The sequence below is a fragment of the Microbulbifer okhotskensis genome, assembly GCF_023895975.1.
Classification (GTDB): Bacteria; Pseudomonadota; Gammaproteobacteria; order Pseudomonadales; family Cellvibrionaceae; genus Microbulbifer; species Microbulbifer okhotskensis.
Genome location: NZ_JALBWM010000116.1, coordinates 1 through 12,282, shown reverse-complemented (window position 1 = coordinate 12,282; position 12,282 = coordinate 1). Strand labels below are relative to the sequence as shown.

Annotated in this window: 10 protein-coding genes; 3 read left to right on the top strand and 7 right to left on the bottom strand. The window is 47.0% G+C overall.

The window, feature by feature from the left end; translation table 11 throughout:
- Window positions 1-38: 38 nt before the first annotated feature.
- The 6 genes from MO867_RS18155 to MO867_RS18130 form a co-directional block, all read right to left on the bottom strand.
- Window positions 39-1,142, bottom strand: coding sequence for a glycosyltransferase family 2 protein (locus tag MO867_RS18155; RefSeq protein ID WP_252471807.1), 1,104 nt, complete (start codon window positions 1,140-1,142; stop codon window positions 39-41).
- Window positions 1,142-2,290, bottom strand: coding sequence for a TackOD1 domain-containing metal-binding protein (locus MO867_RS18150; protein ID WP_252471805.1), 1,149 nt, complete (start codon window positions 2,288-2,290; stop codon window positions 1,142-1,144). The genes MO867_RS18155 and MO867_RS18150 overlap by 1 nt, the downstream gene beginning before the upstream one ends.
- A gap of 675 nt (window positions 2,291-2,965) precedes the next feature.
- Window positions 2,966-3,991: an HlyD family secretion protein gene (locus tag MO867_RS18145; protein WP_252471803.1), complete on the bottom strand. Its 1,026-nt coding sequence runs from the start codon at window positions 3,989-3,991 to the stop codon at window positions 2,966-2,968.
- 5 nt (window positions 3,992-3,996) lie between these two features.
- Window positions 3,997-5,262 carry a glycosyltransferase family 2 protein gene (locus MO867_RS18140; RefSeq protein WP_252471801.1) on the bottom strand — a complete coding sequence of 422 codons (1,266 nt, stop codon included), beginning with the start codon at window positions 5,260-5,262 and terminating at the stop codon, window positions 3,997-3,999.
- An 821-nt stretch (window positions 5,263-6,083) separates the two neighbouring features.
- Window positions 6,084-7,262, bottom strand: a complete 1,179-nt coding sequence (locus tag MO867_RS18135) for a N(5)-(carboxyethyl)ornithine synthase (RefSeq protein WP_252471799.1) — start codon at window positions 7,260-7,262, stop codon at window positions 6,084-6,086.
- A 279-nt stretch (window positions 7,263-7,541) separates the two neighbouring features.
- Entirely contained in the window at window positions 7,542-9,722 is a 2,181-nt protein-coding gene (locus MO867_RS18130) for a heavy metal translocating P-type ATPase (protein WP_252471797.1), read from the bottom strand.
- A gap of 77 nt (window positions 9,723-9,799) precedes the next feature.
- Between MO867_RS18130 and MO867_RS18125 the strand changes: the two genes are divergently transcribed.
- From MO867_RS18125 to MO867_RS18115, 3 genes are all read left to right on the top strand, one after another.
- Entirely contained in the window at window positions 9,800-10,225 is a 426-nt protein-coding gene (locus MO867_RS18125; RefSeq protein ID WP_252471795.1) for a Cd(II)/Pb(II)-responsive transcriptional regulator, read from the top strand.
- A gap of 57 nt (window positions 10,226-10,282) precedes the next feature.
- Window positions 10,283-11,122 carry a metallophosphoesterase gene (locus tag MO867_RS18120; RefSeq protein WP_252471793.1) on the top strand — a complete coding sequence of 280 codons (840 nt, stop codon included), beginning with the start codon at window positions 10,283-10,285 and terminating at the stop codon, window positions 11,120-11,122.
- Between the two features lie 102 nt (window positions 11,123-11,224).
- On the top strand, window positions 11,225-11,644 hold the full coding sequence (locus MO867_RS18115) for an acyl-CoA thioesterase (protein WP_252471792.1): 420 nt from the start codon (window positions 11,225-11,227) through the stop codon (window positions 11,642-11,644).
- 9 nt (window positions 11,645-11,653) lie between these two features.
- Here the strand turns inward: MO867_RS18115 and MO867_RS18110 are convergent.
- The coding region (locus tag MO867_RS18110) for a cupin domain-containing protein (protein WP_252471790.1) at window positions 11,654-12,282 on the bottom strand (629 nt) is incomplete at its 5' end.

Below are 12,282 nucleotides of genomic sequence, written 5' to 3'. Positions count from 1 at the left end.
ATATACGGCTGCTGCAGCAGCCTAAAGGGTGATGCACTTCAGAGTTGAATGCAGGGAACTAATGTAAACGTGATGGTATCCATTATGATAAGTATTACCTGTGCGCCGACCAGAATAAACCAGGCATTTGTTCCATAGCGCATAAAAAGCCAAATTAAATAGATGGGCAAAGCCAGTGCTGCTATCACATTGAATAACAAAAATTCGAATTGGTGGAAAAATTCCTTTAAATTGACCCTATTTTTAAATGGATTAATAAATTGAAGGTACTTGCGATAGCGTAGACGGATAGCATCTCTCTCCCAGCGAAAGCGCTGACGAGTTAATGCAGGAATGTCTGTGGGGCAATCTGACAGGCAAATTGCCTCTTGTGCAAAAGCTATTTTCCAACCGTAATTACGCAGGCGTAAAGTAATGTCCAGATCTTCGCCGCCGCCAGCATCAAATCCGCCAACCTCCTGTAGGGCTGTATTTCTAAAAGCGCTGAAAGCACCGGAGGAACAGGTTACCTGGTCTAGCATTGAAAGCGCATGCTTCCCCAGCGAGATGCTGACAAGATATTCAATGGCCTGGAAGGTTGTCAGAATATTAGTGGTGTCGTTACGTATAAATATATTCCCGGAAACCGCACCTACTTTGGGGTCTTCAAAATCTTGCATAATATGTTTTATGGCATGGCGGTCCAGCGAGCTATCGGGGTCGAGGGCGATAATAAATTCCCCTGTGGAGAAGCGCTCACCCAAATTCATGGCGGAAGCTCGACCACCACGTAAATCTGTGGCATGAGCGTAATAAAAATGGCTATTTTTTTGTAATTTCTTAATTTTGTTTCGGGTGTTGTCCAGTGATCCGTCACTGACAATTATGACCTCATCAGGTGGGTAACTTTGCTCCTGTAAAGATGCAGCGCAGGATGCAATAGTTTCCGCCTCGTCATGTCCTGGGATAACGACAGACACCCTTCCCAGTGAGTTGATATCTTGGTCAAAGTCAGCGCGTGTTTTTAAAAAGAATACTGAAGTAAAAAAAGAGAGTAGGTAGCGGGGTATCTCCAGGATCAATACTATCCAGAACATCAAGAAAAGCGAGGTGTAACTTTGAGATATTAGATAAGTTATACCGTTGCTCATTGTTTCCCACATCAAATAAGCTCCTCGGGCCCAAGAACCTTAAAGAAGGGACCTATATCCAATCTGATGGACGAAACTGCCAGATTGATCATTTCTTTCCGGTCCTGGAGGATGTCTTCTTTGGATATTCCATGCAAAACCATATAATCCTCGTATTTCCCAATAATAAAATCTTCTTTTTTGATGCCTTCATAGGCTCGGCATAGAACCCCGTGAAGATTTTCTATAAATTGGCGGCGAGTTTGTAACATTTGCCGGGGGCCATGTTCAATTTCTATTTCATGAGCATGCTCGTAATTAATGTTGACTAGGCAAAAGATCGTGTTGTCTTCTTTCCAAAATCTAGTCGCTTTATTAAGCTCAACAATAAGAGTGAATGGAAGGTCCGCAAATAGGGGGTTGTGTTGTGTGAAGTCCAGAAAAGCGTAACCAGCACGTAAATAACTGCTGGCCCTTTTTGTGAGATCATAGCTGTGTATGTCTCCTGTGCGGACAGATTCGCTGTCGGTATCCATTTTACAATTGAGGCATAGAAAGCCGATTTCAACCTCAGAGCTGGCATGGCCGCAAGCATTACAAATGAGTAGTGTACCGGGTTTATCATAATCACTGCCGAAGTGCAGAAGCTCCTTTCTACATTTTGGACAGATCAGATCTTCGCCTTCCCTAAAGTCAGCCTCACGACCTAGATAGGCGCAGCTAAAGTGGTGCAAATAGAAGTCTTCGACTAAATTAGATGATCGGCATACAGCGCATTCTTCGCGCACATTAAATTGGGATGCACCACATCCGTTACAGATATGCCGGCGATCAAAAAACTTCCCTTGCAGAAAGCCTGATTCAATCAACTTCTCACTTTCCGTAACAACCGTAGTGCTGTCCAGGATAATATTAAAGTCGACGGTCGCTCTTGAGGTAGGGCTGTAATGAGGTGTAAGACTGACACCAGAAACAAACAATCGCGCTAAAAGTTTGTCACTGTCTTTTTGTGTGGTATGGAAATCCTGATGGATCTGTGCGCGGCGATAATGGAAGTCGTCGATAACTTCACCAACAACCGATGTATCTTGTGCGCTGAGTATCGAGCAATCCAGGTCAGATTTTTCACCTATCTTGCCAGTTAAATCGATAACAGGAAGGAGGTATAAGCCCCCACGCATGTGCCAAATATGGGTTAATTCATCTGCACTTGGCGTTTCTTCTATTAATATCGCGTCCTTTGCTTCCCCGGCATGCGATGTGACTTTAGAGTCACCGGGCCAGCGAAAAAAACTATATTCATCACTTAGGAATGAGATACCAATTCCTCCACGCCAATAGAGCGCTCAAGTTCTAAAGCACACGGGTATTTAGTAAGAGAGCATGTTTCATTCAGATTTTTGATAGCCTAGAGCCGGTCCTTTTCAGATAAATGGTCTTTCCATAACCAAGTGTCATTGCCTGTCTTTAATCGTTACTATCTGTTGAAACATCAATAGGTTGAGGAGACATCCTGAGCCGTTATAATGATTAAAGAGTCAACTGCACCGGTTGCTGATCAACAAAAATGTATCAAGTGCCTTTTGAAGTATTAAACCCCTGGGGACCAAAGAAAATATAGATGAAATTTTCAGCAGTTGGTTAAAGCTGTGTAGAGTTCGATACCAGTACATTCGGCTACTGTTTTTCATTTTACATGTGGGTTTATTTTGAGGCTTGCGCAGGCAGGGAAGGGCCCACATTAATGTGTCATATCTGGGTATCGATACACCGCTGAAGTTGGGGTTTGGGTTCGAAGAGGCTTGTAGGCGCTTGGTGCAGATTTTGTATAGAGGCTAGGTGGAATGGTTGTGTAGCTAATTTATAAAGCGTTCAATGAAAAGGTCAAACCAGTCGATTTTTAGTGTAATAGTAACCTTTTCATTTACGGGAAATTTGGATGGATCTAGTAGAGCAATTTTTGCCAACTGATTCCGTGAGGTTGGTTTAAAGGTATTTTGGAATTCTTGTGGTAAGGCGGCGGAAAGGGGAATCATCTCAATTAATACTCCTTTATCTTTGAAGCGTCCTCCTGCGATCAAAACTTCCATTCCGGGTTTGATGGCAAACTGGTACTGGTTGGGTAGGTAAGCCAGTACGTAAGCCTCACCAGTATAAATCTCCATAAGTGGCTCACCCGCATCGTACACATTGCCTACATGGGGAATTGATGCGCCCACCAGGCCCTTTGTAGGACTCTGTACAATGCCGTTGTTATAGTGCTCCTCCAGCTTATTTAAGGCCTGTTCAGAACGCTGTAATGCTTCATCAACTGCTTTACGTTTGCCCTCCAGTGTGGTGCTCTCTATTTGAAGTTTTACAAGGGTTTCATTGGCTTCAAAGTTATCTTTTAACACATCCTGATAGCTTACTTCACTCACTACACCTCGGTTTGCCAGTTTGTTGATCCTGTTTACAATCCGCCCAATCTGCTCCTTGCGCTCCTTAGCGGGCACTATTAATTGCTTGGCGGTTTCTGCCAGTAAAGTGAACTCAGCTGCTATTTGCATAAGGTTAGCTTGGCGAGAGGAAAGGTCGGCAATTCGTTCCAGTAGCTCCATCGATTCAATTCTTAATAATAGCTCACCCGCTTGGACAGACTGTCCCTCATTAATAGCAACCTCAACAACTTTAACCAGGTAGCCCATTTCTATAACACTTTGATCGCGGAGTACCAGACCATCGCTTCTCAATAAAAACCAGTCTCCCCAGATGTATCGAATAACACCAATAGCAAAAAGAACCAATAGTAATAGATAGATCCGCCGGCTGGCAGAGCCGCGAGTTTTCCGCTGCTCGCTTTCAAAGCTATCTGGTCGAAGTCGCTTCCGCAGAGCCTTCATTTAAATTACTCGCGGACACGATGTACTTTTAAGGGGGCAAAGGAGTCCTTATAGGATGTTTTGAATATCCACTCTTGCACGTAGGCATAGAGTCGAACCACTCGCATAAAATTGACATAAAAGATGCTATAAGCCGGAATGTATGGCCACAAGGGGAGTGCTTTGACTTTTGGTGTCGCATAGGAGGCCAAGGCAAAGGTGATAATGTCAAGTATGATCAGCGCAACTTGCGCTCCGGCGAGGATAAACCAACCGTTTGATCCGTAACGTGCAAATAGCCAAATCATATAGACTGGCAAAGCAATTGCTGAAATGACATTGAATATAAGAAACTCATATTGGTGAAAAAACTCTCTTAGCTGCATTCCCTCTCGGAAAGGATTGATGAAATGAAGGTATTTTCGGTAGCGGAGACGAATGGCGTCTCGCTCCCAGCGAAAACGTTGCCGAACTAATATGGCAATGCTTGTAGGGACATCGGTGTAGCAAATTGCTTCTGGAGCAAATTCTACTTTCCAGCCATAATCACGCAGGCGGAAAGTAATATCGAGATCTTCGCCACCGCCAGCATCAAAGCCACCAATTTGATTCATGGCCGTAGTTCGGAAAGCACTGAAGGCTCCTGATGCACAGCACATCTGGTCGAGCATGGCGAGTGCGTGTCGGCCCATGCAGATACTGATGACATATTCAATCGCTTGGAAAGTACTCAGTACATTATCTGTCGCGTTTCGTACAATGACATTGCCAGAGACCACGCCAACCCTTGGGTCTGCAAAACCTTGCATTACATTTTTCATCGCATGGCGGTCAAAGGTGCAATCACAGTCAATCGAAACAATGAAATCTCCCTTTGAAAATCGCTGCCCTAAATTCAGTGCAGAGGCTTTTCCCCCACGTAATTCAGTGGCATGAGCACCATCTAAGCGACCTTGATTTTGAAGAAAATGAATGTCTTCTCTGGTTTTGTCTGTGGAGCCATCGCTGACTGCGATAATTTCATCCGGGGTATAACTTTGTTCTTGTAATCGTTCTCCACATTTTCCGATAGAGCCCTCTTCATTATGGCCAGCGATAACAGCCGTCATTTTACCCAGGGACTTTATATCTTCTTCATACTCCGGCGTAGGCGAAAAGAAGAATACAGCGGTGAAAAAAGACATCAGGTATCGAGGAAATTCCAAAACAACGACAATCCAAAACATAGTAAAGAGCGTGCCGTAGCTTTGGGTAATCAAGAATGTAATACCATCATCAATCGTTTCCCACATTTAAAGACTCTCCTTGGCATCAATACTTAATCTGCTGCATGGAAAAATATTAACTGAAGAGAAAATGTGTGGACCTGATGCTGTTTTGTATAAGGTGATATAGCTGTATGGCTGTTGATGGCAAGTAGACTTGCGCTGAGGGCAGTAATTTTGTGCAGGGTGGGGGGAGGACAAATACAACAACTTCCCTGCACTAATTTTTACTTCTTTTATACAGTGCTCGTTACCATGATTTGAATACTCTAGAGATCTTACTCTTGACTTCCATTCGCTGGTAAGGGCTTTCAGCGTACTGATAATTAGGGTTAGGCCCAACGTATATGCCCCCTAAGTTTGACTACTTGTATCGAACTGGTTCTGTTGTTACCGTCGGGATTTCTGGGGAATAGGGTGGAGCTCTGCCCAGTTTTGAGTAATTGGCAACCATAAAATTCTCCGGGTTGAAAACCCTACCTCTGCGATTGACAGTATAGTCCACGGTGGTTTGAGGTGCCGTTAGCAGGATGGATTATGCGGTGGGGGGCTGGAGACCTGTTGCGAAGTTGGCAATCAAGTCGTCAATATTTTAGCGAACCCTTCAGTCTCCCTTTTCATATGAGTGTCTGCTCGGTCGCATTAAGTACTGCAACCAACAAGAATGGCCAAGCTGTCCGACTTTATCGTATTCAGGATCAATGGCTGACAGAAAACTTAGCCATAGTTCAAATATCCTGCTGGCAGGAAAGTGCTAAAAGCTGATTCATAGTGCAAATGTTAAGGGTCTGCTTTTCCGTATTTTTGAAAGCAGACCGCCAGTAGGATCGATAAATTAATGGATTTATTTAGAGCGCAGTATCCAGACCGGAATTTCCGTCTAGTTTGAGTGGGGTGTGGGGGAAGTTTGGCTGGCGCTTTTGGAATGAAAGAATAGAGGTGTTCTGAATGACACCACCATCAATGTTGATGGATCGCCGAATCGTCTCATTTTGCTGCCATCCATCGCGACCGGCCAGTACGGCTGGCAGGTAAACGATAAGAGCGGCAGAAATTGAACGCGTGGCGCTATCCCAAAAATAGCTGGGGGTATGGTCCACAGCATAATAATCAACACCTGCATATTTACATATTGGATTCTCGAAAGAAGTTGGTTTGGCAAAAAAGAAACCCATCCCCTCATCACAGCTAACGTCAATAATAAGACTGTTGGTCTTGAGGCATTGGCTTTCTTCTTTAGTAACAAAGTCAGTAGGATTTTCGGTATCTTGAAATATGCCGTTTACAATAATATCTGCCTCGCCTATCAGATCAGTGAGCGGTTGCACAGATCCATCGTGTTCTACTACCACCATGCGCGCCTCGCCCTCCCGGCCAGTCCGGACTCTGACATAATGACAATCGAGCACCTCTTCACGTACCTCGTGGTCAGGCCGCTGAATACAAATAGTGATATCTCTAAAACCGTGTGCCTTTAGAGCATAGATGGCGCCACGACTAACGGCACCAAAACCGAAGATGACAATTTTCCGTTGGTTGCCATAATGTCCATCGATACCTTTAAGTTGTAAGGCATGTATGACACCGCAATAACCAGCCATTTCATTATTTTTATAAAAAGTATGGCGCCCTCTGTGCCCGTCGGGCGACCAAACATACATATCCTCAAAGGCAATGAGTGTTTGCTTACGATCAATCGCGACCTGGGTGATTTTCTCTTGTTGCACGCAATGGACATAGCCCCAAAGCGTTCCGCCTTCGCGAAGCTCTTGTAAATCGGCCAAAACTGGCTTGTTAATAATAACAGAACCAATACTGGCGAGTAATTCGTGACGAGAGGCAATGCCACCGGTCATAGCCGCAATTTCTGAGTCTTCAATACCAAAAGGGGTACCATAGCCCTCTTCAAGTATTAGCTGGCGACGAAGGGGTTCAGGAATACGGTGTAGATGCTGGGGATGGATTGGATAGCGCCTTTCATCTACCTTTCTTGAAGTCCCGATAACTCCCATTAATGGCATATCCATATTGCTGATACCTTGTAATTAATAAATTTTCATGAATGTATTTTCATAAATGAATTTTCAATCTCGCCAATAGGGATTTTCTTGTGCTTTGCCAAGAATTTTCCAGTAAATAAGTGGCTCTGTAGGAGTGACGAGTATGTTAATCCAAAGCACACTAACATATCCTTGGAGCTTCTACAGTTTTAATCGCTGTGCAAAGTAATTTATTGATGTAAATTGTATGGACGTATGAGGGGCTTGTATAAAAGTGCATTTTGCATGACTCAGTCAAAAACCCTTTTATTTTCTCATCACCCGTAACCCGTTAAACACCACTAACAAGCTGGTACCCATATCGGCAAATACTGCCATCCACATGGTAGCTTCGCCCGCAAATGCAAGAACTAGAAATACGGCTTTAATACCCAAGGCCAGGATAATGTTTTGCCAGAGTATTCGAGCGGTGGAACGGGAGAGCTGGATAAATGTGGCGATTTTTCCAATGTTGTCATCCATCAAAGCGACATCGGCGGTTTCTATAGCTGCATCTGTTCCGGTGGCTCCCATGGCAAAACCGATATCGGCGCGAGCTAGGGCAGGGGCATCGTTAATCCCATCGCCAACCATGCCCACTTGACCGGCGCCCGCCAGGGATTCAACTTCGCGCAGTTTATCTTCCGGCAGCAAATTGCCCTGGGCGCGATCGATACCCACTTGCTGGGCGATGGCGTCAACAGTGTGTTGGTTGTCCCCGCTGAGCATAAGGGTTTTAACGCCTAGTCGGTGTAAGCTATCGATGGCGTTACGGCTTGATTCCTTCACGGTGTCTGCCACGGCAAACATAGCCAGCACAGAGTTTTCCCTGAGCAGCATAACGACAGTTTTCCCTTCAGCTTCGAGGGTGCTTAGTTGTTGTTCGAGGTCTGGTGTACAGATACCCAATTCTTCAAGTAGTCGATGGTTACCTAGATAGCACTGCTCTCCATTAACCCGTCCTCTAACCCCTCGGCCCACCAAGGCCTCAAAAGACTCTACTTCATGCAAGCGTCCGTGAGGGATTTGTACAAACTCCATGACGGCTTTGGATACTGGATGATCAGATCGCTCGGCGAGGCTTGCCGCCAGTATCTGCGCCTCCTCTGCGGCGATCGGAACCAGAAGCTGAAAATCGGTGACTGTCGGTCGGCCATGGGTGATGGTTCCGGTCTTGTCCAGGGCGAGCCAGCGAAGTTTTCGGCCCTGCTCAAGGTACGCCCCTCCCTTGATCAATATACCGTGGCGGGTGGCTGAGGCTAGACCGCTAACGATGGTCACCGGGGTGGCAATAACCAGTGCGCAGGGGCAGGCAATGACCAATAGCACCAAGGCTCGATAGATCCATTCCATCCAACTACCGGCAAGGAACAGCGGGGGTAGTAATGCGGTTGCTAAGGCAACGGCAAATACCAGTGGGGTGTACCAGCGGGCAAATTGGTCGACAAAACGCTGAGTGGGTGCGCGGCTACCTTGTGCGGCCTCTACGGCGTGAATGATTCGCGCAAGCAGGGCGTCATTGGCAGTGGTCGTCGATCGATACTCCAACGCGCCGGATTCGTTGATACTACCGGCGAATAGAGTATCTCCGGCGGTTTTATCGACCGGGAGGCTCTCCCCTGTGATAGGGGCCTGATTGACAGCAGAATTGCCGCGAACCACCTTGCCATCCAGGGCGATACGCTCGCCGGGGCGGACCCGGATCAAGGTACCCAAAGGGACGGATTTGGCTGACATGGAAGCCCATTCGCCGTCCGGGCCCTGTACCGTGGCAGTTTCAGGTGCCAGGTTCATCAGTTCGCGAATGGCATTGCGAGCGCGATCTAGTGACTTGGCTTCTATTAATTCAGCCAGGGTGAAGAGCACCATGACCATTGCCGCTTCCGGCCAGTGCCCAATCAGGAGTGCACCAGTGACCGCAATGGACATCAGTGCATTCATATTCAGGTTGCGATTCCTAAGTGCGATCCAACCCTTCTTGTAGGTTGTAAGGCCGCCGCCCGCAATGGAGGCAAGGGCCAAAATCATTACCAACCCGCTGTTGCCGCCCTGGAGCCAAAAGACCACCTCAGAGGCCACGGCTGCTGCACCGGCGCCCGTTAACAGCCACCAGTTTGCTGGCGCAACTGGGGGCGCTGAGTCCGTATCACCTTCTGTGGCGATTCGCGCATCCAGATCCAGCGGAGCGAGACTATTAAGGATATTGCTTTCCATGCCAGGCGCATGGCGCACCTGTAGTATTCGCTGGACCAGATTAAAGTCCAACTGATAGATACCCGGCATATTGGAAAGTTTGGCACGGATCAGGCCCTCTTCAGTAGGGCAATCCATTTTGCTGATGGAAAAAAGGGAAAGATCCCCTTTGTCGCTGTTATTGGTGTTTTGAGTAGGTGGGGTTAGGGCGCTGGTAGAATCGCCACAGCCACAACTGGAATCGCGTTTGTCCATGATTCTCTCTCGGATAGCTCAGTCGATGAGCCGGTATTACAATCCCTCTAGTAACTATAGAGTCAAGGGGGAGGGTCATGGGCTACAAGATTGGCGAAGTTGCCAGGAAAGTTGGCTGTAAAGTGGAGACAATACGCTTCTATGAGAAAGCCGGATTATTACCAGAGCCCTCACGCTCGGCCGGTAATTTTCGTCTCTATTCTGATTCACACTTGGAGCAACTCCGTCTTATTCGTCACTGCCGTTCGCTGGACATGTCGCTCGATACTATTCGAAACCTACTCAAACTCAGGTTGCATGCGGCTGAGAACTGTAGAGAAATTAATGATTTGGTAGATGCGCATATCTGCCGTGTAGAAGCGCAAATGAAACTCCTAACACATTTGCGTGGTAGCTTGCAGAAGCTGCGCAGTCAATGCAGTGGGCCTGAAGCTAGCGGCACTTGTGAGATACTGCTTGAGCTTTCCGGCTGCGAGTGTCATGGAGCGGGGGTAGGCTCATGACAGGTCTGGGTAATATAAGCGTGTTTTGGGGTTTTGAAAAACCAGTGGGAATCTCTCTTGAGTAAAATTCGGATCACAATCACTGTATTAATGATGGTTGGCTTTGTTCTGGGTATCTGGGCATTTTTTGTGGAACCCAAAAGTTTCAAAGTGCGCGAGCAGGCGATAACCATTGACTCTTGGCCCAAGGCCTGTAATGGCAAAAGGGTGGCGGTACTTGCAGATTTACACGTGGGCTCCCCCTACAGGGGGATCGAAAGCCTTCAGGATTTGGTGGCCAAGGTAAATGCGAGCCATCCAGATTTAATCCTGCTGCCTGGGGATTTTGTGATCCAGGGCGTTGCAGGTGGCTCCTTTGTCGCTCCAGAGGAGGTGGCTCGGGTGTTAAAAGAATTAAAGGCTCCCATGGGGGTCTTTGCCGTACTGGGCAATCATGATTGGTGGCTCGACCCGAAAAGGGTCGAGCGAGCTTTTACGGATCAAGGCATCTCTGTTCTTGAAGACAGATCTGTAACACTAAATAGCGGTAAGTGTGAACTGCGCCTAGTGGGGATCAGTGATTTTTGGGAGGGGCCTCACGATATCGTGAAAGCGATGAAAGGTATCGCTGACAGTGAAGCGGTATTGGCCTTCACGCATAACCCGGATATCTTTCCTGCATTGCCTGTTGGTATCTCATTAACCATTGCCGGGCATACCCACGGTGGCCAAGTCTACCTGCCGTTTATTGGGCGCCCGATCGTGCCTTCTAGCTATGGGCAGCGCTATGCCATAGGGCATATCGTTGAAAGTGGCAAACACCTTTATGTGAGCCCAGGAGTGGGAACCAGTATTCTCCCGGTGCGTTTCCTGGTGCCGCCTGAGGTCACTTTGTTATCGATATCCAGTGACCTGTGATTGGATAGAACTTGGTGTGTATGGTGATGTGGTTTGGCAGGTATGGAATGGGCGGTGTGGCATACAATAGCGGCCCGGAGTAAGACCAAAAGGACTGGTTAAATGATAACGATTAAACGCAAAGTTTTATTTGGAGATTGCGACCCCGCGGGAATTGTATACACCCCGAAATTTTCGAATTTTGCACTGGAGGCAACCCATGATGCAATGGCAGTTTTACTGGAGGGGCCGGCTATTGCGAGAATGAAACAGTTGGGTTTCCTCACGCCTGTAAGAGCATTTAACCTGGAATTTCTATTCCCTGTGACATGGGATCAAGAGTTAAATATCCATGTCACTGTTTCAGAGATTGGCAATCACTCATTTACGTTTCTCACACGGGGGGTTTTGGGTGATGGCGTACTGGCTTTTACCGCGAGTATTACTTATGTCACTTTATCAGCCACAGAAAAATTGAAGACCCCATTGCCAAAGTATCTCAGGGAAGCTCTGGTTCAGGCTAGGCCACCGGTAAAGGTGTGAGTACTCAGGCTAGGGAGCGCTAGTTTCAGTTTCCTTTTGAAAAATCGTTGTGGGAACGCCCTTTACCCCAGAATAGAAAATGATAAGGGTCGCTGGCTCATCACCTTCATTGCGCCCAAAGTGCCACTTATCGGTCACCTCGATATACGCCTTTCCCTCACTCAGGGTTAAGGTTTCACCTCGGTCCGCGAGGGTCACTTTTAAGGAGCCTTTAGCAACATAGACACTATTAAGTACTGGATGCTTGTGCGTTGGAAGCCGTGCACCAGGTGCAATGGTCACACGCACAATACTAAGTTCAGGCTGTCCTGCTGGCGCTTGGGACAAAGTGTCTCCCGCCCAGTCTTTGGTGGATGATACAAGTGTTTCAAATTTTACGCCCCGCATGTTTTCTTGCAAAAAGGCACCTACGGGAAGTAATAGCAATAAAGCCAGCGGAATGAGAGGTTTCCGAATATTCATGATGTCACCCTGGGCTATTAATGACTTGTTACTGCGTCGGATTGAGGGCAATAAAAATATAGGTATTAACGCTCTAAATACGCTGCAGTTGCCATGCCGCCCGCCGTGCACACGCCAATGATGAGTTATAACCGAATCTGGTGTTTGAGGGTTTGAAAGAAAGTAGCGTATCTGGT

What these genes read in the sequence shown, in the direction of transcription:
- MO867_RS18155 (WP_252471807.1), bottom strand. Translation starts at nt 1,142, where the DNA reads ATGTGGGAAACAATGAGCAACGGTATAACTTATCTAATATCTCAAAGT.
- MO867_RS18150 (WP_252471805.1), bottom strand. Translation starts at nt 2,290, where the DNA reads ATGCGTGGGGGCTTATACCTCCTTCCTGTTATCGATTTAACTGGCAAG.
- MO867_RS18145 (WP_252471803.1), bottom strand. Translation starts at nt 3,991, where the DNA reads ATGAAGGCTCTGCGGAAGCGACTTCGACCAGATAGCTTTGAAAGCGAG.
- MO867_RS18140 (WP_252471801.1), bottom strand. Translation starts at nt 5,262, where the DNA reads ATGTGGGAAACGATTGATGATGGTATTACATTCTTGATTACCCAAAGC.
- MO867_RS18135 (WP_252471799.1), bottom strand. Translation starts at nt 7,262, where the DNA reads ATGGATATGCCATTAATGGGAGTTATCGGGACTTCAAGAAAGGTAGAT.
- MO867_RS18130 (WP_252471797.1), bottom strand. Translation starts at nt 9,722, where the DNA reads ATGGACAAACGCGATTCCAGTTGTGGCTGTGGCGATTCTACCAGCGCC.
- MO867_RS18125 (WP_252471795.1), top strand. Translation starts at nt 9,800, where the DNA reads ATGGGCTACAAGATTGGCGAAGTTGCCAGGAAAGTTGGCTGTAAAGTG.
- MO867_RS18115 (WP_252471792.1), top strand. Translation starts at nt 11,225, where the DNA reads ATGATAACGATTAAACGCAAAGTTTTATTTGGAGATTGCGACCCCGCG.